Source organism: Archaeoglobus sp. UBA230 (genome assembly GCA_002507545.1).
Classification (GTDB): domain Archaea; phylum Halobacteriota; class Archaeoglobi; order Archaeoglobales; family Archaeoglobaceae; genus Archaeoglobus.
This window is the reverse complement of sequence record DAVR01000037.1, coordinates 1-19,159: the sequence shown is the minus strand read 5'-3', so window position 1 is coordinate 19,159 and position 19,159 is coordinate 1. Positions and strand designations below refer to the sequence as shown.

Here is a 19,159-nt window from a genome sequence, read left to right as displayed (position 1 = left end):
CTTGTTTAAGTTCAAATCTCTGATAATTCCGTTTGCCATCTACATTATCTTGATAGCTATAGGACTTTCTCAACCGGGTTTGTGGCAGCCGATAATGTACATAATGTTTTACATCGGAATCGGTGTTGCGTTGAACAACTTCATGGGTCTCACAGGATATGTTGATTTCGGCTATGTTGCCTTCCTCGCAATGGGTGCTTACGGCATGGGCGTTGCACTTGGGTACTTCACGTACTTGGGGATATGGGCAATTCCCCTCGGATTTGTCCTTGCCCTAATTTTCGCAGCACTGCTTTGCACCGCTGTTGGTGGAGTGGCGTTGAGATTGAGAGGGGCCTATTTCGCTATCGCTACAATCGGTGTTAACGAGGGGTTGAGATACCTCATTGAAGGGGCGAAAATATGGGGCGGCTCTGAAGGTATAATCCTCTCAGGAAAACTCCGTAAGACCTTTGGACCTGAGTTTGCAAACTATTTGTCCACATTTGTGGCTGATGCGGCATTGATAATAATAATCTTCATCGCTTCAGTGATTACGGTTTACATGATTAATAGCAGGGTCGGTTATGCTTTGCTTGCAGTTAGGGAAGATGAAGATGCTGCCAAAGTTATGGGCATAAATGTTACGAAGTACAAACTTATCGCATTCTTCACAAGTGCAACTATCGGAGCCATGATCGGAGCTTCTGCATGGACGCTGAAGCTTACCTACGTCTTCCCAGAAGACGTTTTCTTCATCCACTACACGGTTGAAGCAATAGTCATTGTTATGCTCGGAGGAGCTGGTACTCTCCTCGGGCCAGTTGTCGGAGGTCTGATATACGGTGCGTTGAAGTACTATCTCTCAGTAATCTTACCGGGCTTCCAGTTGCTTGTATTCGCACCTCTACTGCTTGTAATAGTCGTCGCCTTTCCAGAAGGAGTTGTGGGATTTGTCAAGAAAAAATTACAGGAAAGGGGAATTATCGAGTACATTACGTGAGGTGACAAAATGCTACTGAAGCTCGAAAATGTAACAAAGAGGTTTGGTGGGCTTGTTGCGGTGAACAAGCTGGATCTCGAAGTTGAGGAGGGAGAGGCTCTTGGAATAGTCGGCCCAAACGGGAGTGGAAAAACTACACTTTACAATTTGATTAGCGGAGTGTACATTCCCGATGAGGGTAAAATTATATTTGAGGGTAAAGATATTACAAACCTGCCTCCCCATAAAAGGGCGCCACTTGGACTCGCCAGAACCTTTCAAATTCCCCGTCCATTTGGATCCGCCAGTGTAAGAGAGAACGTGGCAATTGGAGCGATGTTCGGAAGGGCTCACGCTGGAGTTGACGAGGCTTTGGAGATGGCTGACGAATACCTGAAGATTGTCGGAATTTACGAACTCAGAAACAAGGAAGCAAAACTTCTAACCCCTCTTGAGAAGAAATTGATGGAGCTTGCGAGAGCTCTGGCGATGAAGCCGAAACTTCTGTTGCTGGACGAGCTGCTTGCGGGAATGAATCCAAAGGACATAGACAAGATAATCGACCTGATCAAGAGAGTTAAGGAGGAGGAGAACATAGCAGTAGTTTCAATGGTCGAACACTTGATGCACGCCATAACAAAATTTGCGGAAAGAGTTGTGGTTATGCATCAGGGAAGAAAACTTTTGGAAGGTCCAACTATTGAAGTTCTGAATCATCCCGAAGTTATTGAAGTCTACCTCGGTGGGAGGGTGGTCTGATGCTGAAAGTATCAAAACTTGAATCCGGTTATGGTGAGATGCAGGTTCTTTGGGGGGTCGATCTGGAAGTAAAGGAGAAGAGCATAACCACCGTTCTTGGTCCGAACGGAGCAGGAAAGAGTACAACTTTAAAAGCAATTTTTGGGATAATAAGTCCTTGGAATGGGATGGTCGAGTACTTTGGTGAGGATGTAACCAAAACCCCACCACACAAGAAAGTTGAAATGGGAATCACAATGGTTCCCGAGGGTAGACATCTTTTTCCAAACATGACCGTCGAGGATAACCTTCTTATGGGAGCCTACCTGAGCAGGGCTGAGGAGAAATTTGAGGACTCTCTGGAGCTTGTTTACACACTTTTCCCCCGACTTAAAGAGAGAGAGGAACAGAAAGCGGGAACGCTAAGCGGAGGAGAGCAGCAGATGTTGGCAATCGGCAGAGCGTTAATGACATCCCCAAATCTGATTCTCATGGATGAACCAAGTCAGGGTTTAGCACCAAAACTCGTAAAGGAAGTATTTGAAACTATATACAAGCTGAAAGAGGAGGGGCTGACGATACTGCTCGTAGAACAAAACGTATTTTCCTCCCTCGACATTTCAGACTATGCCTACGTTCTACACGAGGGTAAAATCGCTTTTGGCGGTAGTGTTGATGAGATTAAGGAGAGCGAAGATATTAAAAAGGCATACTTAGGTGTTTAATTATGGCAATTGTTGTGGCAATTGACCATTCTGAGAGGACTCCGAGAATAGTTGACTTTGCTGTAGAGGAGGCAAAGCTCAGGGGGGAGAAGCTGATGTTCATACATTCCCTCTATGGTGGTGATAAGACGAGCGAGAAGGAGATAGAGGCTGGAGAGAGGTTACTGGACTATGTCGTGAGCCTTGCTGAAAGCAGAGGTATTGAGGCAGAGAAACATTTGCTTATAAGGGGTAAGGAACCCGAAGAGGATATCGTAGAGTTTGCTGAGGAAGTGGAGGCTTCGATGATAGTCATAGGCGTCAGAAAAAGGAGACCTGCAGGAAAGCTGCTTTTTGGCAGTGTTGCACAGCAGGTTATACTGCACGCGAAGCAGCCTGTTGTTTGCATCAAATAATTTTTAAATTTTTTCAACTCTTTTCACCCAATGTTCAGGGTAATCCCGGCTGTTGACCTTAAGGACGGAAAGGCTGTAAGACTGAGACAGGGTAGGGAAGATGAAGTGACCTTTGAGGCTGAGGACCCTGTGGAAATTGCGAGGCGGTGGGTTGAAAAAGGAGCGAGAGTTCTGCATGTAATTGACCTGAGTGGAGCCTTTCAGGGAAGGCTGAGACATGAGGATATTATTGCAAAAATCGCAAAGATGGCGGAGGTTCAGGTTGGGGGAGGAGTAAGGGATTTTGATGTAGCCGAAAGGTTGTTCAATCTGGGTGTTGACAGAGTTATCTTCGGGACACTTGCGGTTAAGAGGGTTGAGGAGCTGAGAAAATTTGCCGAAAAATGGGAGGGGAAGGTTACAGTCGCGATAGACTCAAAAAAGGGCAAGGTGGCGGTGAAGGGTTGGAAGGAGACTGTTGAGCTAACCCCGATTCAACTCGCAAAGCTCTATGACGATCTAAATGTTTCATTCCTCTACACAAACATCGATGTTGAGGGTTTGGTTTCGGGAATAGACAGAGAAAAGATTATAGAAATCGTTAAAAGTCTCAGAAATCCCGTTTACGTTGCAGGCGGAATCACGAGTGTTGAAGACATCAGGTTTATCAAAAGGGCTGGAGCAGCAGGAGTTGTAATTGGCTCAGCCCTGTATACTAAAAAGCTTAAATTTGAGGAAGCAATAAAGGTGGAGTATGAAAAAGTTTAGCAGAAAAACTGTGGAGACTGAAGTCACCGTAACCTTCGGTGCAGACAAGACCGAGGTTGACACCACAATCCCCTTTCTCGACCATATGCTGAAAACATTGGCAAAGCATTCGGGATACGGGATTGTTGTAAGAGCAAAGGGCGATAGCGAGCACCACATCATCGAAGACGTTGCCATCTGCCTTGGAAATGCGATTGGAGAAGTTGGCAAAAAGGGGATCGAAAGATTTGGAGATGCAATAGTTCCGATGGATGATGCCGTGGCCATTTGTGGGCTTGATTTCAGCGGAAGAGGCGTTTTCGTTTTCGATGGTGAAATAAGAGATGGAGAAATGAGGAGTGAGGATTTTCTGCATTTTCTTGACACACTCTGCAGAAATGCTGGACTAAACATTTATTTGAGAGTGAAGGGCAGCAATTCCCACCACATGATGGAGGCTGCCTTCAAGGCACTTGCTATCTCTCTCAGAAAAGCACTGAAAAAAAGTGGTGAAGATTACAGAAGTGCAAAAGGAGTGCTTGACTGATGATCGTAAAGGCAAAGAATCTTAGCAAAAAATTCGGGTCAGGCTATGCAATCAATAAAGTGGACTTCGAGCTTGAGAGGGAGAAGTTAGCAGTGCTTGGATACAATGGAGCGGGGAAATCAACCTTGGTTAAGCTGATAGGGGGAATTTTGAGACCTACAACAGGTTCTCTGGAGGTTTTTGGCGAAAATCCCGCTTTTTCTCCGGAAATCAGAAAAAGGATAGGCATCGCTTCCCACAACCCTATGCTTTATAAAGAACTAACCATCAGGGAGAACCTTGAGTTCTATTCCAAGCTCTACGGCTGCAGCACAGACATCAGAGTTCTCGCGGAGAAGCTTGAGTTCGAGAGATATTTGGACAAAAGAGTTTCTGAACTTTCGAGGGGGTTCTTACAGAGGGTTGCCTTCGCAAAGGCTCTGATCAACACACCTGACCTTCTTTTGCTCGATGAGATAACATCCGGACTTGATATTTCTGTCAGAGACACCATACTTGACATGCTGAAGAAATATAAAGGCTGTATAATCTTCACAACCCACATGCTGGAAGAGGCAGAGTTTTGCGATTGCTTCCTTGTCCTTAAATTTGGAAAAAGGGTCTACTTCGGAAGGAACTTCAATGAAGCTGTGGAGATACTGAATGAGGGTTCTTGAGCTTGCTAAAAAAGATTTAAAATTGGAATTCAGGACAAAGTCAAGCTTAAGCCTGATGCTCCTTTTCAGCCTTACATCTGCTTTTCTCTTCAGTGCCGCGATTTCCGATCCTGAGGAGATTTTTTCCTCTCTGCTCCTCCTGATATTCCTCCTAACAGGAATTCTTGGCTACTCCACATCTTTCTTAAAAGAGTTTGATTCGGAAACCATCGAGGGGTTGAAAGCCTCTCCACTCACACCACAGCAGATTGTTGCTGGTAAGATCGTCTTTAACATTATTCTGATGTTTACCGTTCAGTCAATCATTTTTCCTGTTTGTTATGCCCTTTTTGACGTTTCAGGGAACTTTGGCCTCTCCTTTATAGTCTTCACAGCCTGCAATGCCTCCATCGCCGTAGCCATTACTGCCCTCTCTCCTCTGCTCTCTCAATCCAGATCGCGGGAGATGCTGCTACCTGTTGTGCTCTTTCCAATTGTCTTCCCGCTGATAAGCTCTACAGTTTCTCTCGTCAATCTCGCCCTATCAGGAAATATTGAGCTGTCGCAGATTCTCTTTGTTTTTGCCTACACTGGAATTATAACAAGCATCTCGATGCTTACTGCTGATAAAATACTGTAACGAAGAAATAGAATTAGAAAAGCATGTTTAATCCTTCAATAAAGGCTTCCACTGAAGCCATGATGATATCAGTCCTCGCTCCTCTCGCAGTCACAACCTTATTATCCTTCTTTAGCTGCACAACCACATCAACGAGGGCATCGGTACCTCCAGTTATGGCGTCAACACGATAACTGACCAATTTTATGTCTGCAAATTCCTTGATTGCTTTTCTGATTGCATTTATGGCTGCATCAACAGGTCCAAGACCAACTGCAGCCTCTACCCTCTCCTGTCCATTAATCTTCAGCTTGACGCTTGCCATAGGCGTAACGTTCTTACCGCTGAAGATTGCCAAGTCTTCAAGCTTGACCTTCTTCTCACGCTTTATCTGCAGTACAGTCTCAATTATCGTCCTGACATCTGCGTCGGTCACCCTCTTACCTTTATCACCGATCTCCTTTATCCTCACGAGTATTTCCTTCATCTGCTCTGGCGTAGCCTTGTAACCAAGCTCGTTCATTATTGCTTCAACACTCGCCCTTCCAGCGTGTTTTCCGAGGACTATCACCCTTCTCCTCCCCACAACTTCGGGTGAAATTGGTTCGTAGGCTGTGGCGTCTCTGAAAAGGGCAGAGGTGTGGATTCCACTTTCATGCGTGAATGCATTTTCACCGACAACAGGCTTGTTTGGAGGCACCACTACTCTCGAAAGTCTCTCCACAAGTTTTGAAGTGTTATAAATCCTGTCCTTCTTTATATTCGTTTTTATCCCATAGAGATACTCCAAGGCAATAACCACCTCTTCAATGGCTGCATTTCCTGCTCTCTCACCCAACCCGTTGATGGTTCCATGAAACTCGTCCGCTCCAGCCTTAACACCGAAGATTGTATTTGCCGTCGCAAGTCCAAAGTCATCATGGCAGTGGATAGCAAGAGGGAGCTTTACTTCAGCTTTAATTTTTTTAACTATCTCCTCCATTCTCTCTGGAGAGAGAACCCCAACAGTGTCGGCAAAGGTAACTCTATCGGCATTTGCCTCCTCAGCCTTTTTAAACAGTTCGATGACAAAGTCAAGCTCAGCTCTTGAAGCATCCTCAGCACCAAACTCAACAATCAATCCTCTCTCCTTTGCATACTCTACAGCTTCAATACTCTTCTCAATAACAAACTCCTTGCTCTTTCCGGGAAACTTGGCATTGATGTGGATGTCCGATGACGGGGCGACCATGAAAATTGAGTCTGCTCCAGCATCTGCAGAAGCGTCAATATCTTCCTTCTTTATCCTTGCAAAGCTGCAGATTTCGGCTCTTAATCCTCCTTGAGATATCTCCTTAATCGCCTGAAAGTCTCCTTCAGAAGCTATTGCCGTCCCTGCTTCTATTATATCTACCCCGAGATTGTCAAGGGCTTCGGCTACCATTATCTTCTGCTCCACACTCAGTGAAACACCTGGTGTTTGTTCGCCATCCCTTAGCGTCGTATCAAGGATTTTGACCTGCACGATTTTGGAGATGACGAATGGGTAATAAAAACTTTGGGCAAGTTTTAAATGAACCGAAATCAAAGCAATGCTATGGACGACGAGGAAAAGGAGAGACTCCTCGAAAAGCTTGCTTCCCAACAGCTGAGGGCTGATTACAGAAAAGCCCTCGGGAGTGAACACAAGCGGAGATATATGGACGCTGAAATTGAAAAAATATTCAAAAAGGGGAAGAAGGATGAACGCTGATGAGTTTATTCAGAGTTTCAACTCTGCAAAGGATTTATCAGAACTTGAAAAGCTTGCTGAGATTGGAGCTGAACTTGTAGAGTCCTTAGAGAGGCACGATAGAGGAAGAGTGTTGGGGACGCTTGGTAATATATACTACGCCCTCCAGAAATTCCAGAGGGCAGAGGAAACATATCTGAAAGCTTTGAATCTGTACATCAAGCTTGCTGAGGAAGATGAGCAGTTTATACCCTATGTTGCGGGTTGTCTTTACAATCTCGGGAATCTATATCAGATTTTGAAAAGGTATGAGGAAGCGGAGAGAGCATACACCGACGCTCTCAAGCTGCTTGGAGACGGGCAAAATGAGCAGAGATTAGCAATCATGACTGCACTCGGAACGATGTATGCAAAGCTCGATTTAAGAGACTGGGCGGAAAAATACCTTATCGAAGCCTTCAAACTTGCCAAAGCAACCAGAAACCCACGTGTAATGGGTATGCTGCTAAACAATCTCGCGGTCGTCTATCAGAGAAGCGGAAGGAAAAGAGAGGCAGGAATGCTTCTAAAAATGGCTCTCGATGCTATAGAAGAGTGTGAAGAGGATGCCAGCTTAGCAGCAGTTCTGCAGAACATGCTTCCGTTTTTGGATGAGGCAGAAGCTGAGGATGTTCTAAGCAGGCTGGAAAAGATCGAAAATCTGCCGCTTGACCTAAAAGCGAAAATTGTGTATTTTAAGGCGAAAAAAGCCGAGAGAGAAGGTAAATTACAGGAGGCGTTAAATCTCTACATGGAGGCAGGATGTCTGGCATTTTTAGCCTACAGAAACTTCGGATTTCAGTCTGTCAATTTCATGCACTGCTTTGACAAATTGATAGAGGCTGGGGGGGAGATGGCTGAAGATGCTCTAACTCTAAAAAAGCTTATCCTTCGATACTACTACGGCAGTCAGAATGTTGAACCGAGCTTCGATAGTAGAACGGGCAGAATTATAAAGGCGATCGTTCAGGGGGAGAAGTTTGAGGAGGAGGGAGCTTTCGCTGACACCTTAAGGATTATTGCTGGAGACATTGCAAGAGCGGGTGGACAGAGCTAAACAAAAACTTTATTACGGTGCTGGCGATTTAGTGGCATGGAGTTTAGAGTTGGGGAGGCGCTTATTGGTGAGGGGTTCGAGGTAGCTCATGTTGATCTGATAATTGGCACAAAAGACAGTCCAGCAGGGATTGCTTTTGCAAACGCTCTTGCAACACTATCAGCCGGGCACACACCACTGCTCGCCGTTCTGAGACCGAACCTAATAACGAAACCTCCTGCAGTAATCGTTCCCAAGGTTACCGTTCGAGATATGGAACAAGCTGAACTTATCTTTGGTCCGGCTCAGGCTGCAGTTGCCAAAGCTGTGGCAGATGCTGTTGAAGAGGGGGTAATCCCGAGGGAAAAGGTTGAAGATTATGTAGTGGTGGCGAGTGTATTCATCCATCCCGAAGCTAAAAATAAACACAAAATCTACTATTACAACTACGGGGCTACAAAGCTCGCAATAAGGAGGGCGATGCAGAGCTTTCCGGATGTGGATACTGTCCTGTACGAGAAAGATCGCAGCTTCCACCCCTTCGTGGGAAGGAAGCTTACCAAGCTGTGGGACCCGCCCTATCTGCAGATTGCAATTGACATCCCCGATCTCGGGGAGGTGCTGAAGGTTCTTGAGCAGATTCCCGATAGTGACCACATTATCTTCGAAGTTGGGACGCCGCTCGCTAAGAGATACGGAAGTGAGGTGATACTAAAGCTGAGAGAAGTAAAACCAGATGCCTTCTACATCCTCGACCTCAAAACGCTTGACGTTGGCAATCTTGAGGCGAGGATGGCTGCCGACGCTACCGCAAATGCCGTCGTCATATCCGGGCTTGCTCCGGTAAGCACTATAGTGAAGGGAATAAAGGAGGCAGAAAAAACCGGGATATTGAGCTATGTGGACATGTTAAATGTTGAAGACCCTGTTAAGAGACTTGGAGAGATTGAGAAGGCAGGTGTTATCCCTGACGTAGTTGAGCTGCACAGAGCAATTGATAGCGAGAATGCGGAGCCTCCATGGAAGCTTGCATCTAAAATCAAAGAGAAATACAATGTTCTTGTTGCAGTTGCTGGAGGTATAAGGCCTGAGAACGTCGAAGAAGTTATCAGAGGAGGGGCTGACATCATTGTAGTCGGTAGAGCCGTGACGAAAGCAAGGGATATTGAAGGAGCTGTGAGAAAGTTCATGAGACACATGAAACCCGACACAGATCAGTTCAGAATAATGACGGACTTCTGAGGTGAAAAAATGGGTGTTGTAATTGTCAACTTCAAAGCTTACAAGGAGGGGTTTGGAAAAAGAGCTTTAGAACTGGCAAGGATTGCTGAGAATGTGGCTTCGAGGTGCGATGATTACATAGGTATCGCTGTTTCCTTCCTCGATCTACCCGTAATCGCAAGAGAGGTTAGCGTTGACGTTTACGCCCAGCATGTAGATGCCGTTGGGTTTGGCAGCCACACTGGGAGGATAAACGCAGAAATGATTGCAGAATACGGAGCCAAGGGCAGTCTGATTAACCACTCCGAAAGAAGACTGAAACTGGCAGATATTGAATACAACGTTTCGAAGCTTAAAGAAGTGGGACTGACTTCTGTCGTCTGCACGAACAATGTTCCAACGACCGCTGCCGCAGCAGCATTGAGCCCTGACTTTGTCGCTGTAGAGCCACCGGAGCTGATCGGAAGCGGTATTCCGGTAAGCAAAGCAGAACCACAGATAGTGGAGAACTCCGTAAAGGCTGCAAAATCAGTAAATCCAGAAGTCAGAGTTTTGTGTGGGGCTGGAATTACAACACATGAGGACTACGTCAAGGCCTTAGAGCTTGGGGCTGAAGGTGTGCTACTTGCGAGTGGAATAGTCAAAGCTAAGGATCAGAAAATGGCTCTTGAGGAGCTTGTTGGCCTTATCTGAGATTTAAAATTCTCTGTAGAGTTCCTTCTTCGCTTTTTTAAACTCCCTTTTGCCCCTCCTCTGTCTGGGAGGATCATTCAGAAGCTCCTCAAGCTCCTCATCAGTTACAGGCTTTATGTCCTCGAAATAGTCTTTGAACTTTTTCGCCCGCTTCATGCCCAAATCTACTCTTCATTTGAAACTTGAAGTATATAATTTTTCTCATTCTCAAAATTTTTAAACAATTAATCCAATACATGGTATGCACAGACTTAAAATTGTGGTTGAGGATGTTAAAGGACAGTGCTACGCTGGATACGAGAAAGGAGATACGATAGAGATAGATGACCCGCTGGCAAAGGGGAAGATATGCATATACGCCTTTTCGGCTTTGATCCCATATATAACTGCCGCTTATAGAGAGACACCTTCAGATGACTGGATAAATGCTGTGGAGCACCTTCAGTGTCCCGACCCCAAAAACACAGTCATCTTCAGGATTGAGAGAGAAAAATACTCGTGAAATGACTACCTTCTCAAGAGGGGCAAGTAAGAAATTGGAGATTTTAAAAGCACTAAAAGTTGTTGAGGAGAAAGTAAAAAAGGGAGAGGATGCTAAGAGAGACTTCCAGAGAATTGTCAGGGAGTTAAAAAGAGGAGAAAATATTGATGATGATGTTCTGAGAAGAGTTGCTGAGTTAAGAGACAAACTTTTCAAAAAGCAGATTGTTCTCGACTACACTAAAGGAGTTGTCGTTTTCGTCCTCTCCCTTATCATTTCGAACACCATTTTCTTCTTTCTGGTCTTAGGAGAAATTCCTCTGTTGCCGAAACCAATTGCTCTTTTTTTAATTGAATTCTCTGTCCTCTATTTTTCTTTCCTCACAGGAAGAATTGTAGGAGCGAAAATTTCGGGAATCAGGGTTGAAGGATTTTACAAGTATAACCCACTTGAGTTTGGAATGAAACTCGATTACGCAAGCTACCTCAAGGTTCCTCAGAAAAGCCGTGTGATACTCTTTTTAACTCCACTTCTTTTCGAAAATCTGGTGATGCTTATTCATGCAATCACCCTGTTTTTCCTGAAAAACGAGTTCTACTGGATTCCGATGACCTTTTTAATTGCGAATCTTCCTTTATCCTACACCATCTACAAAATTAAGAGAACAGGTGAACTTTACAGGCTTATCAGAGAAATTCGCATTTTTCTATCTGAAAAATCTTCTGCTTAAAAGAATTAGAAGTGTTGCCAGTAAAGCCGAAAGGGAGGCCAAGTAGAAGGCAACAGTGTAGCTCTGCAAAACGTCTCTCACCAGCCCTCCTGCATATGGAGCTATAAGCCCGGAAAATCCCCACGCTGTGAATATCGCACCATAAATCCTTCCAGCATACTTCTTTCCGAAGAGTATTGCCGTTGCAGAAGGGAATATTGCCAGCACCCCACCATAGTTTGCGTAAATCACAGACGCCAGAGGGAAAACTAAGTAAGTTGAGAAAGTTTTCGAGAGTGCAAAGGCAGAAACGGCAGTAGTAACAAAATTTGCCAACATAGAGCTAACAACTCCGATTTTGTCGAGCAGAAAACCCCAAATTAGCCTTCCTGACGCGTTAGCTATTGATGTGACAATGAGGAAGGTCGAAATTAAACTCACGAGTTCTGGAGTCTGTTTCGCTCCTTCTTTCAGTATAGGTGCAGCATTTCCAATGACCATCAATCCTGAGAAGGATGAAAGAAGAAAAGCCAACCATAAAATCTGAAACCTCCTATCTTTCAGAGTTTCAGAAAGATTCAGTGAAACTTCTTCTTCTCTTCTCTCCATCCTTGGATCTCTCATTGGAATTGTACAGAGAAGGATAACAATAAGGTATATGACTCCAACGTAAACAAATGTATCGAAAACCGATGCGATGCTAAGAAGATATGAAATTACCGGCGTCATTACGGCAGCCCCAATTCCAAAACCAACCGCCACTATCCCAACAGCCGTTCCCGTTTTGTCTGGGAACCATTTTGAAACCAACGGGCGTGGAACTGCATCAACGAGCGCTATACCCAACCCTACTGCAACACCAAGTCCAGTGTAGTATAGGATTTTACCAGTGTTCCAGTCAAAGTATCTCATCTGCGAAGCTAAGGTGTAGCCAAGGAAAATCACGAGCGCACCAAGTAGGAGTGGTAACCTCGGCCCAACTCTGTCGTAAAATACCCCTGCAGGAACTATAAAAACTGAGTATGTAAGCGTTATGAGAGAGAAGGCAAGAGTTAAAGGGGCTACGTCCTTTATTGAATAGTAATCCTGAATAGGAGCGTAGAAAAGGCTGAAGGTGTAAATCCCACCAAGCATGGTCAGAATTAGCATGCCAAGAGGAGGATACACCCATATCACGGAAAAAACAGTGAGAAGATTTTATAAAGATGTTTTTGTATGTGGGTCAAGTTGGGTGATTTACTATTAAAAGTGGGATAAATTATACCTCCCAAGTCCATCCTTTAAACGAGGTCGTCAGTGCCCGCTTTGAGCATATCAAGAATTACTCAAAGAATAAAACTTTCAAAATATCCTCGGGGCTTCTCGCAACAAAGTTGGCTTTACACCCTACTCTCTCAAAGAAGTTCCTGTCTCCGTATGCAGCATACACGGTTAGCATTCCAAGCTTTTTTCCGGCCTCAATGTCTCTGCGAAGGCTATCTCCAACAATAGCAGCTTCTTCAGCCTCGACTCCAAGCTTTTTGAGGGCTAAAAGTAAGGAGTCGGGCTCGGGTTTTCTTTTCCCCGTCATGTCAGCAGAGACTATGACGTCAAAGTACTTCAGTAGATCGGTTTTTTGTAGTCTCGAGATAGCATGACCGTTCTCGGCATCCGTTACGACTGCCAGCTTTATCCCTCTTTGCTTTAAATTGCTGAGAACATTTTTGATCCCTGGATACAGTGTTATGTTTTCCAGCTTAACATTATCGTAAATTTCACAGCATTCTTTGTAAAGTTCATCGCTGTAAACACCCTTATCCTTCAGATAATCGGCAATGTTCTCGTGGCTCTCAAAGCCGTGTCTCCACCTGAGGAAGTAGTTCAGGAGTTCGTTTGCATCTCCGCAACCGATTCTGTTAATCACTGCCTTGCAAGCCTTTATTTTGGCCTCAACAAAATCAACAAGAGTGTTATCCAGATCGAAGATTACGGCCCTTATCTTAGAGTACATACCCCATCCCTCCACTTGCAATCACTCTCCTGCTGCTCTCTAACATCTCCCCCTCATAAACATCCTCATGCCTGTAAACAGCTTCTCCGATGAACTCGCTTAGGGTAAAGAACTCAACTGTAACCTTTTCGCCCATCACAACCTTTGGACTTAAGTCCTCCACATCCTCATACCACTTAAATCCTTTGGGTTTGCTATCTATTATCTCATGCAGGCTCCAGCTTAAACCATGCCAGAAAGCCCCGAACTCCTCAATTTCTCTGATAAAAATTGATTTCTGAATGTAAGATCCTGGAGACCCGTCCACCTCAACCACGTGATGTGGTGAAATGGCACATCTGGGTTTAGGTGTCCTCATCAGATCACCGAGCCTCTCACACTCGCTGACATCTGGAAAATAGCCTTCTGGAACTGCCCACACAATTCCGTTTCCACCTACACTACTTCTGAAAACGTAAGCTATCAGTTCAAACCCATCTTTAACTCTTATTCTCTTAAAAAGCTTGGCAACCTCCATCGGACTTACAGGGGACTTCTGCCAGCCTCCCTCTACATCGAAAAAACTGATTTCTCTCACCCTATCACGAATCCGCTGAAGTCTCTTGGCTGAGAACCTGAACTTACTGCTTGATACCAAGTTCCATCAGCCTCCTGCAGATTCGCAGGTGTTTTTCGAAGCTTTTCCAGAATTCGTTATCGAGAAATCTCAGTTTCAGCTCTTCAATCTTTTTCTTTCCCTTGAATTCACCAAATACAACAACGCTGTTCAGTCTGACAACGCCGAAAACCATTGCAAGGCTATATATCAGTTTAATCATCCCAGAATGGTCGCAGAAATCAGCCTTCACGGCATGTGGGATGGAGAAGTGGAAGTATTCTATCCCCTCAGCTTCACACAAGTCTGCCATCTGTCTGTCGGCTGTGAGCATTACTGGTAAAGCCGCTCTTTCTCTTTCGAACCTTCTGAGGGTTTTGACGATCGTTAAATCATTCTGCTCTTTATCGTTTGTTGAGCTCTCAACACCCTCTATCTCCACAGCGTACCTTCTGAGCTCTCTGTATTCTGTCAGGGCAATGCAGGCGAGTCTCGACCTCTTCATCCTCCTGTTGATGAACTCATCGAGCAGGAATGACTGGTATTTGGCATCTTTTTTCAGTTCGGCTATTTGGCTGGGAGAGTACTTGAAGTTGAGCGAAGCTTCAATCTCGTCTCTGACAACGTTAACGAGTAAAACACTTCTCAAATCAATCCCCAAGTTCGTCATAAAGCGGTGGTAGAGGATGTTAGTGTCGGGGCAGAAGAATACAGTCTTCTTTAAATTTTCATAACTTTTCAAAATCTCGATAAACTGTTATCACAATAGTTGATAGCCTCGATTATACTTAAATTTTTTGTTCAATTCTATTAACGTTCCTCCAAGGGAACTTCTTCTACCACAAAAACTTCTACTGTCAGTCATCTCCTTACACTCGCCCAACACTACAACTAAAACTAAGACCCCTTTTTGCTCAAAAAGTGAATGATATATACTATTGACCATATGTTTTGCAGGGATTAACATGAATGTTAGAGTTGCGGCTGTTCAGATGAGGGCTGAACTGGGAAATGTTCAAGAAAACATGAAGAGGGCAAAAAATCTTGCACGCAGGGCATTTAAAGAAGGGGCTGAAATAGTCATTCTCCCCGAATTCTTCACCTCCCCGGTTGCATTCAGCCCCAAGCTGCTCGATGTTCCTCAGCCTATAGACGGTGAACCTGCCAAGCTGCTGAAAGACCTTGCAGCAGAACACAGCGGTGTGGTTGGAGGATCCTTCATAGCCTACCGTGATGGAGATGCCTACAACACCTTCATTCTTGCGTTTCCCGATGGTTCCGTCTTTCTGCACGACAAAGATCAGCCGACGATGTGGGAAAACTGCTACTACATAGGCGGGAGTGATGATGGCATTCTCGACACGCCCCTCGGAAAAGTTGGCGTAGCTCTGTGCTGGGAGTTCATTAGGACGAGAACCGCAAAAAGAATGCTAGGGAGAGTTGAAGCTGTAATTGGAGGTTCAGCATGGTGGACGCTGCCGGAGAAAAGACTTCCGGGGTTTCCAGATAAGCTGCACGACACAAATCTCGAAATAATGAGGGAAACTCCCGTTAGGTTTGCGAGGTTGCTCGGTGTGCCTGTTATACATGCAGCACATGCTGGTGAGTTTGAGGGAGGAATGCCGCTGCTGCCAGGTTTTCCCTTCAAGTCCTACTATCTCGGCGAGACGATGATTGTTGATGCTGAGGGAAGAGTTCTGGAGAGGATGAGCAGGGAGGATGGTGAAGGGTTTGTAATGGCTGATGTTATCTTTGAAAGAAGAAAACCAGTCGAGAGCATTCCGAGGGGCTTCTGGATTCCTAAGCTTCCAATTCAGCTTCGCCTCGTGTGGTGGTATCAGAACCTCCACGGGAGATGGTATTACCGACTGAAGACGAGGCCATATTTGAGGAGAAAGTTTTCCCAAAGTTGAGCTGAGTTCAGATATTATAAAGAGTTAGAGATAAGTTGAAGACGCCGGGGGTGGGATTCGAACCCACGCGCCCGAATGGGCAGGAGATCTCGAGTCTCCCGCAGTGGCCTGGCTCTGCAACCCCGGCTCAAGTTAACTTGATAAACCTGATTTTAATCCTTTTCCCCACAAACTTTTTCTAAAGCCGGAATAAGTCACAAGAGTGATCAGTCTCAGCAAGTTGATATCAGGTGAAGCGACTGTATCGAGGCATCTAACTTACGAAGGAGACTCGAGCTTTATTCCAGAAAGCCTGAAAAAGTTTGCTTCCTCCTTCCATCCAATCGTAGTCTGGAATCTGACCAACAGATGCAACCTCAAATGTTTGCACTGCTACGCCTCCGCTGGAAGCGAATCCTACGAACTAACAACCGAGCAGTGCTTTGAGGTAATTGACAAGCTTTCTAACTTTAAAGTGCCGTTGATACTCTTCAGCGGTGGTGAGCCTTTGCTAAGAGCCGACATATTTGATATTGCAGAGTATGCGAAAAAGAAGAAGATACGGACTGTTCTATCTACAAATGGAACGCTCATTGACAAAGACGTTGCTGAAAATCTCGAGGTTTTTGAATATGTTGGAGTGAGCCTTGACGGTCTTAAAGGAATAAACGACAGGTTCAGAGGGGTCAATGGTGCCTTTGAAAAAGCTTTCAAGGGACTTCTAATAGCCAGCGAAGTTGTTCTGTCAGGCATAAGATTTACGGTAACAAGACACAACTATAACGAGGTTCTTCCACTGATAAAACTTGCAAGAGAGAACGGGATTCCAAGATTTTGCCTTTACCATCTCGTTCCATCGGGAAGGGCTGATTTTGAGGATGACATAAACAACTCTGAAAGAAGAAAGTTAATTGATGACCTGATTACTGAAGCGGTTGTTGAGGGAATGGAGATTATGACTGTTGATAACCCTGCAGATGGTATCTACACCTACCTAAGGCTGAAGCAGATGAATGAAGATAGAGCAGAAATGGTTCTAGAGTTTTTGAAGTACAGAGGAGGAGACAGTAGCGGAACAAGACTTGCCTGTATAGACCACAGAGGTGACGTGCACCCTAACCAGTTCTGGTGGGATTACACAGTTGGCAATGTTCTTGAGAAGGATTTTGAAGAAATCTGGATGAGAGATGATGAACTCCTAAGGAAACTGCGGAACAAGATAGAATACTTGAGGGGCAAGTGTGGCAGATGCAGATTCAAGACACTCTGTGGAGGTTTTAGAGTTAGAGCTTACCGTTATGGTGATCTGTGGGGAGAGGATCCAAGCTGCTATTTGACTGAGGAGGAAATACAGTAATTGACTGCTTCTTCAGGAGTTTCAAAGACCTTCATACCTTCTATAATCACTGGAGGCCTGATGGATGCAACTCTTTTCCCTTCTTTAAGCGCTATCGCAATTTCTGAAATCGTGCCGTAACCACCTCCAACGGATATCAAAGCGTCCGACGAGTGGACGATTATAATGTTCCTTGCATGTCCCATGTCTGTCGCAATTCTTATATCCGAGAATTTGTTGCCAATTTCTTTTCCTCGTGGGAGTATTGCGACAACTATGCCATTTCTGCTTTTTGCACCTCTGGCACTGGCTTCCATCACTCCCCCCAAACCACCATTGACCAGAATGTGACCTTTCTCTGCAATAAGCTGACCGACTCGATAGGCTATTTTGTAAGTTTCTTCATCACATTGCCCGGCACCAATCACACCAATCTGCATAACATCTACTTTTCGAAAGGATTTTTAGCCCTTCTCAGGGGGGAAGAACATTAAAGAATTAACATGCGGCAAAGATTTAAATTCAGTGATGTAACGGTCAGAACTACGTTGAGGTGTAAAGGGTATGAGCAAGATCAGAAAGTTGCAGAGGAGAAAATCGAATCCAAATCTTGTTACTCTCATTGATGTCCTGCTGAGTGAGTCAGCAAAGAATGGTGCTGCAATCTGGAAAGATGTAGCAGAGAGGTTAGCGAAGCCGAGAAGGCTGCATGCGGAGGTCAACGTTTCCAAGATTGAAAAGTATGCTAAGGCAGATGAGTACGTTGTTGTGCCGGGGAAGGTTCTTGGTAGCGGTAGCATAACAAAGCCAGTCAAGGTTGCAGCATTAAGCTTCTCGGAAACGGCAAAGAGAAAGATTACAGAGGCTGGAGGAACGTGCATGAGGATAGACGAACTTCTTAGAGAGAATCCGAAGGGGAGCGGAGTTAGAATAATGGCGTGAGGTGATGCTGTGGCGGTAAATGTGAGCAGGGTTATAAGAACTCTTGGCGATGAGTTTACAGTTATTGACGCTTCCGGACATATTCTCGGAAGGCTTTCAAGCAAAATTGCAAAGAGATTGCTTAACGGCGAGAAAATTGTCGTTGTGAATGCTGAGAAGGTTGTGATTACAGGAGAGAAGTACATGGTTTTCGAGAGATACAAGGAGAGGTACGATAGAGGAAGCAAGGAAAAGGGGCCATACTTCCCAAGACACCCTGAAAAGATTTTCAAGAGAACTGTCAGAGGAATGCTCCCCTGGAAGAGCTCTCGTGGAAGAGAAGCTTACAGAAATCTCCGTGTATTTATGGGCGTGCCCGAAGAGCTTAAAGATAAGAATTTCGAGAGGATTGAAGATGCTATACTGGAGAAAGTTTCAAAAACAGACAAGTATGTTACTCTTGCAGAGGTAAGCAGATATCTTGGTTTCAGAGGTGTCTGAAATGAAAATTGTTGTTACGAGTGGTAAGAGAAAGACTGCAACTGCAAGAGCAGTGATAAGGCCCGGAGTCGGCAGAGTGAGAATCAACAAGGTTCCCGTTGAAATTCACGAACCGGAACTCGCCAGAATGAAGATCATGGAACCGCTGATAATAGCCAAAGACTTGGCAAAGAAAGTTGACATTGATGTAACGACATGGGGAGGTGGTTTCATGGCTCAGGCTGAAGCTGCAAGAACCGCAATAGCAAGAGCTTTGCTTGAGTTCAGCGGTGACGAAGAACTCAGAAAGGCGTTTCTTGAGTATGACAGGATGCTTCTGGTTAACGATGTCAGAAGAAAGCTTCCAAAGATACAGGGAGGCAGAGGAGCAAGAGCGAGGAGGCAGACCTCATATAGGTGAATACCGATGGATGTGCCAAGAGAGGAGAGCGCAAGCGACTTCCCCATCAGATGTTTTTCATGCGGTTCAGTTATAGGTCATCTCTACGAGGAATACCAGAAAAAGCTAAAGGAGGGTAAAAGTTCTAAGGAGGCACTGGATGAGCTTGGAATTGAAAGATATTGCTGCAGGAGAATGTTCATAACTCATAAATCCGTACTTAAGGAGTTATCCCGGTTCCATGGGGCCGTGGGGTAGCCTGGTGATCCTGCGGCGTTCGGGACGCCGTGACCCGAGTTCAAATCTCGG

General features: G+C 45.1%; 27 protein-coding genes and 1 tRNA gene. 20 read left to right on the top strand and 8 right to left on the bottom strand.

What is annotated here, in order from left to right; translation table 11 throughout:
* The first annotated feature begins 1 nt into the window (after position 1).
* Genes BP688_RS11145 through BP688_RS11110 form a run of 8 tightly spaced genes read left to right on the top strand, consistent with a single transcriptional unit; the run spans position 2 to position 5,367 of the window.
* The gene (locus BP688_RS11145; protein ID WP_290623822.1) at positions 2 to 982 is read left to right on the top strand and encodes a branched-chain amino acid ABC transporter permease; all 981 of its coding nucleotides are present in this window, start codon (positions 2 to 4) and stop codon (positions 980 to 982) included.
* Between the two features lie 9 nt (positions 983 to 991).
* Positions 992 to 1,720, top strand: coding sequence for an ABC transporter ATP-binding protein (locus BP688_RS11140; protein WP_290597348.1), 729 nt, complete (start codon positions 992 to 994; stop codon positions 1,718 to 1,720).
* Positions 1,717 to 2,424 carry an ABC transporter ATP-binding protein gene (locus BP688_RS11135; protein ID WP_349677342.1) on the top strand — a complete coding sequence of 236 codons (708 nt, stop codon included), beginning with the start codon at positions 1,717 to 1,719 and terminating at the stop codon, positions 2,422 to 2,424. Before BP688_RS11140 ends, BP688_RS11135 begins: the two co-directional genes overlap by 4 nt.
* A gap of 2 nt (positions 2,425 to 2,426) precedes the next feature.
* Positions 2,427 to 2,819, top strand: a complete 393-nt coding sequence (locus BP688_RS11130) for a universal stress protein (RefSeq protein WP_290597350.1) — start codon at positions 2,427 to 2,429, stop codon at positions 2,817 to 2,819.
* 30 nt (positions 2,820 to 2,849) lie between these two features.
* On the top strand, positions 2,850 to 3,566 hold the full coding sequence (gene hisA, locus BP688_RS11125; protein ID WP_290597351.1) for a 1-(5-phosphoribosyl)-5-[(5-phosphoribosylamino)methylideneamino]imidazole-4-carboxamide isomerase: 717 nt from the start codon (positions 2,850 to 2,852) through the stop codon (positions 3,564 to 3,566).
* A complete protein-coding gene (locus tag BP688_RS11120) occupies positions 3,553 to 4,092 on the top strand; it encodes an imidazoleglycerol-phosphate dehydratase (RefSeq protein WP_290597352.1) in 540 nt (179 codons plus the stop codon). Before hisA ends, BP688_RS11120 begins: the two co-directional genes overlap by 14 nt.
* The gene (locus BP688_RS11115) at positions 4,092 to 4,748 is read left to right on the top strand and encodes an ABC transporter ATP-binding protein (RefSeq protein WP_290597353.1); all 657 of its coding nucleotides are present in this window, start codon (positions 4,092 to 4,094) and stop codon (positions 4,746 to 4,748) included. The genes BP688_RS11120 and BP688_RS11115 overlap by 1 nt, the downstream gene beginning before the upstream one ends.
* Positions 4,735 to 5,367: a heme exporter protein CcmB gene (locus BP688_RS11110; protein WP_290597354.1), complete on the top strand. Its 633-nt coding sequence runs from the start codon at positions 4,735 to 4,737 to the stop codon at positions 5,365 to 5,367. Before BP688_RS11115 ends, BP688_RS11110 begins: the two co-directional genes overlap by 14 nt.
* A 13-nt stretch (positions 5,368 to 5,380) precedes the next feature.
* Here the strand turns inward: BP688_RS11110 and BP688_RS11105 are convergent, their stop codons facing one another.
* Positions 5,381 to 6,850, bottom strand: coding sequence for a 2-isopropylmalate synthase (locus BP688_RS11105; RefSeq protein ID WP_290597355.1), 1,470 nt, complete (start codon positions 6,848 to 6,850; stop codon positions 5,381 to 5,383).
* 72 nt (positions 6,851 to 6,922) lie between these two features.
* Between BP688_RS11105 and BP688_RS11100 the strand changes: the two genes are divergently transcribed.
* From BP688_RS11100 to tpiA, 4 genes are read left to right on the top strand one after another with little or no spacing between them, the layout of a single operon-like run.
* Positions 6,923 to 7,078, top strand: a complete 156-nt coding sequence (locus tag BP688_RS11100) for a hypothetical protein (RefSeq protein ID WP_290597356.1) — start codon at positions 6,923 to 6,925, stop codon at positions 7,076 to 7,078.
* Positions 7,068 to 8,153, top strand: a complete 1,086-nt coding sequence (locus BP688_RS11095; protein ID WP_290597357.1) for a tetratricopeptide repeat protein — start codon at positions 7,068 to 7,070, stop codon at positions 8,151 to 8,153. Before BP688_RS11100 ends, BP688_RS11095 begins: the two co-directional genes overlap by 11 nt.
* Positions 8,154 to 8,189: 36 nt before the next feature.
* Complete coding sequence (locus BP688_RS11090) at positions 8,190 to 9,374, top strand: bifunctional 5,6,7,8-tetrahydromethanopterin hydro-lyase/3-hexulose-6-phosphate synthase (protein WP_290623820.1); 1,185 nt, start codon at positions 8,190 to 8,192, stop codon at positions 9,372 to 9,374.
* A 9-nt stretch (positions 9,375 to 9,383) separates the two neighbouring features.
* A complete protein-coding gene (tpiA, locus tag BP688_RS11085; protein WP_290597359.1) occupies positions 9,384 to 10,046 on the top strand; it encodes a triose-phosphate isomerase in 663 nt (220 codons plus the stop codon).
* 3 nt (positions 10,047 to 10,049) lie between these two features.
* Here tpiA and BP688_RS11080 read toward each other — a convergent pair whose 3' ends face one another.
* Positions 10,050 to 10,202 carry a hypothetical protein gene (locus tag BP688_RS11080; RefSeq protein ID WP_290597360.1) on the bottom strand — a complete coding sequence of 51 codons (153 nt, stop codon included), beginning with the start codon at positions 10,200 to 10,202 and terminating at the stop codon, positions 10,050 to 10,052.
* Positions 10,203 to 10,287: 85 nt separating this feature from the next.
* Between BP688_RS11080 and BP688_RS11075 the strand changes: the two genes are divergently transcribed.
* Positions 10,288 to 10,548 (top strand): TIGR04076 family protein, encoded by a 261-nt coding sequence (locus tag BP688_RS11075; protein ID WP_290597361.1) that lies wholly within the window; start codon positions 10,288 to 10,290, stop codon positions 10,546 to 10,548.
* Positions 10,549 to 10,582: 34 nt separating this feature from the next.
* Entirely contained in the window at positions 10,583 to 11,257 is a 675-nt protein-coding gene (locus tag BP688_RS11070) for a hypothetical protein (protein ID WP_290597362.1), read from the top strand.
* Here the strand turns inward: BP688_RS11070 and BP688_RS11065 are convergent.
* The 4 genes from BP688_RS11065 to BP688_RS11050 form a co-directional block, all read right to left on the bottom strand.
* Positions 11,234 to 12,412, bottom strand: coding sequence for an MFS transporter (locus BP688_RS11065; RefSeq protein ID WP_290597363.1), 1,179 nt, complete (start codon positions 12,410 to 12,412; stop codon positions 11,234 to 11,236). The two genes, BP688_RS11070 and BP688_RS11065, sit on opposite strands and share 24 nt — an antisense overlap.
* Positions 12,413 to 12,557: 145 nt before the next feature.
* A complete protein-coding gene (locus BP688_RS11060; protein ID WP_290597364.1) occupies positions 12,558 to 13,226 on the bottom strand; it encodes an HAD family hydrolase in 669 nt (222 codons plus the stop codon).
* Positions 13,216 to 13,863, bottom strand: coding sequence for a hypothetical protein (locus BP688_RS11055; RefSeq protein WP_290623818.1), 648 nt, complete (start codon positions 13,861 to 13,863; stop codon positions 13,216 to 13,218). The genes BP688_RS11060 and BP688_RS11055 overlap by 11 nt, the downstream gene beginning before the upstream one ends.
* Positions 13,847 to 14,563 (bottom strand): PIN domain-containing protein, encoded by a 717-nt coding sequence (locus tag BP688_RS11050; RefSeq protein WP_290597365.1) that lies wholly within the window; start codon positions 14,561 to 14,563, stop codon positions 13,847 to 13,849. Before BP688_RS11050 ends, BP688_RS11055 begins: the two co-directional genes overlap by 17 nt.
* A gap of 223 nt (positions 14,564 to 14,786) precedes the next feature.
* Here BP688_RS11050 and BP688_RS11045 point away from each other — a divergent pair, with 223 nt between their 5' ends.
* Positions 14,787 to 15,734, top strand: a complete 948-nt coding sequence (locus BP688_RS11045; RefSeq protein ID WP_290623816.1) for a carbon-nitrogen hydrolase family protein — start codon at positions 14,787 to 14,789, stop codon at positions 15,732 to 15,734.
* A 42-nt stretch (positions 15,735 to 15,776) separates the two neighbouring features.
* Here BP688_RS11045 and BP688_RS11040 read toward each other — a convergent pair.
* Positions 15,777 to 15,861 (bottom strand) — tRNA-Ser (locus BP688_RS11040).
* Between the two features lie 75 nt (positions 15,862 to 15,936).
* Between BP688_RS11040 and BP688_RS11035 the strand changes: the two genes are divergently transcribed.
* Positions 15,937 to 17,070, top strand: coding sequence for a radical SAM/SPASM domain-containing protein (locus tag BP688_RS11035; RefSeq protein WP_290597367.1), 1,134 nt, complete (start codon positions 15,937 to 15,939; stop codon positions 17,068 to 17,070).
* Here the strand turns inward: BP688_RS11035 and BP688_RS11030 are convergent.
* A complete protein-coding gene (locus BP688_RS11030; protein WP_290597368.1) occupies positions 17,043 to 17,489 on the bottom strand; it encodes a TIGR00725 family protein in 447 nt (148 codons plus the stop codon). The two genes, BP688_RS11035 and BP688_RS11030, sit on opposite strands and share 28 nt — an antisense overlap.
* A 124-nt stretch (positions 17,490 to 17,613) precedes the next feature.
* Between BP688_RS11030 and BP688_RS11025 the strand changes: the two genes are divergently transcribed.
* The 4 genes from BP688_RS11025 to BP688_RS11010 are packed head-to-tail and all read left to right on the top strand — an operon-like array spanning position 17,614 to position 19,108.
* Positions 17,614 to 17,991, top strand: a complete 378-nt coding sequence (locus tag BP688_RS11025) for a 50S ribosomal protein L18e (protein WP_290597369.1) — start codon at positions 17,614 to 17,616, stop codon at positions 17,989 to 17,991.
* Positions 17,992 to 18,000: 9 nt separating this feature from the next.
* Positions 18,001 to 18,471, top strand: coding sequence for a 50S ribosomal protein L13 (gene rplM / locus BP688_RS11020; RefSeq protein WP_290597370.1), 471 nt, complete (start codon positions 18,001 to 18,003; stop codon positions 18,469 to 18,471).
* 1 nt (position 18,472) lies between these two features.
* Positions 18,473 to 18,871 carry a 30S ribosomal protein S9 gene (locus tag BP688_RS11015; protein ID WP_290597371.1) on the top strand — a complete coding sequence of 133 codons (399 nt, stop codon included), beginning with the start codon at positions 18,473 to 18,475 and terminating at the stop codon, positions 18,869 to 18,871.
* Between the two features lie 6 nt (positions 18,872 to 18,877).
* Positions 18,878 to 19,108, top strand: a complete 231-nt coding sequence (locus BP688_RS11010) for a DNA-directed RNA polymerase subunit N (protein WP_290597372.1) — start codon at positions 18,878 to 18,880, stop codon at positions 19,106 to 19,108.
* The last annotated feature ends 51 nt before the right edge of the window (positions 19,109 to 19,159 follow it).

What these genes read in the sequence shown, in the direction of transcription:
- hisA (WP_290597351.1), top strand. Translation starts at nt 2,850, where the DNA reads ATGTTCAGGGTAATCCCGGCTGTTGACCTTAAGGACGGAAAGGCTGTA.
- BP688_RS11015 (WP_290597371.1), top strand. Translation starts at nt 18,473, where the DNA reads ATGAAAATTGTTGTTACGAGTGGTAAGAGAAAGACTGCAACTGCAAGA.
- BP688_RS11045 (WP_290623816.1), top strand. Translation starts at nt 14,787, where the DNA reads ATGAATGTTAGAGTTGCGGCTGTTCAGATGAGGGCTGAACTGGGAAAT.
- BP688_RS11115 (WP_290597353.1), top strand. Translation starts at nt 4,092, where the DNA reads ATGATCGTAAAGGCAAAGAATCTTAGCAAAAAATTCGGGTCAGGCTAT.
- BP688_RS11080 (WP_290597360.1), bottom strand. Translation starts at nt 10,202, where the DNA reads ATGAAGCGGGCGAAAAAGTTCAAAGACTATTTCGAGGACATAAAGCCT.
- BP688_RS11100 (WP_290597356.1), top strand. Translation starts at nt 6,923, where the DNA reads ATGGACGACGAGGAAAAGGAGAGACTCCTCGAAAAGCTTGCTTCCCAA.
- BP688_RS11120 (WP_290597352.1), top strand. Translation starts at nt 3,553, where the DNA reads ATGAAAAAGTTTAGCAGAAAAACTGTGGAGACTGAAGTCACCGTAACC.
- BP688_RS11025 (WP_290597369.1), top strand. Translation starts at nt 17,614, where the DNA reads ATGAGCAAGATCAGAAAGTTGCAGAGGAGAAAATCGAATCCAAATCTT.
- BP688_RS11060 (WP_290597364.1), bottom strand. Translation starts at nt 13,226, where the DNA reads ATGTACTCTAAGATAAGGGCCGTAATCTTCGATCTGGATAACACTCTT.
- BP688_RS11130 (WP_290597350.1), top strand. Translation starts at nt 2,427, where the DNA reads ATGGCAATTGTTGTGGCAATTGACCATTCTGAGAGGACTCCGAGAATA.
- BP688_RS11110 (WP_290597354.1), top strand. Translation starts at nt 4,735, where the DNA reads ATGAGGGTTCTTGAGCTTGCTAAAAAAGATTTAAAATTGGAATTCAGG.
- tpiA (WP_290597359.1), top strand. Translation starts at nt 9,384, where the DNA reads ATGGGTGTTGTAATTGTCAACTTCAAAGCTTACAAGGAGGGGTTTGGA.
- BP688_RS11030 (WP_290597368.1), bottom strand. Translation starts at nt 17,489, where the DNA reads ATGCAGATTGGTGTGATTGGTGCCGGGCAATGTGATGAAGAAACTTAC.
- BP688_RS11075 (WP_290597361.1), top strand. Translation starts at nt 10,288, where the DNA reads ATGCACAGACTTAAAATTGTGGTTGAGGATGTTAAAGGACAGTGCTAC.
- BP688_RS11090 (WP_290623820.1), top strand. Translation starts at nt 8,190, where the DNA reads ATGGAGTTTAGAGTTGGGGAGGCGCTTATTGGTGAGGGGTTCGAGGTA.
- BP688_RS11095 (WP_290597357.1), top strand. Translation starts at nt 7,068, where the DNA reads ATGAACGCTGATGAGTTTATTCAGAGTTTCAACTCTGCAAAGGATTTA.
- BP688_RS11140 (WP_290597348.1), top strand. Translation starts at nt 992, where the DNA reads ATGCTACTGAAGCTCGAAAATGTAACAAAGAGGTTTGGTGGGCTTGTT.
- BP688_RS11010 (WP_290597372.1), top strand. Translation starts at nt 18,878, where the DNA reads ATGGATGTGCCAAGAGAGGAGAGCGCAAGCGACTTCCCCATCAGATGT.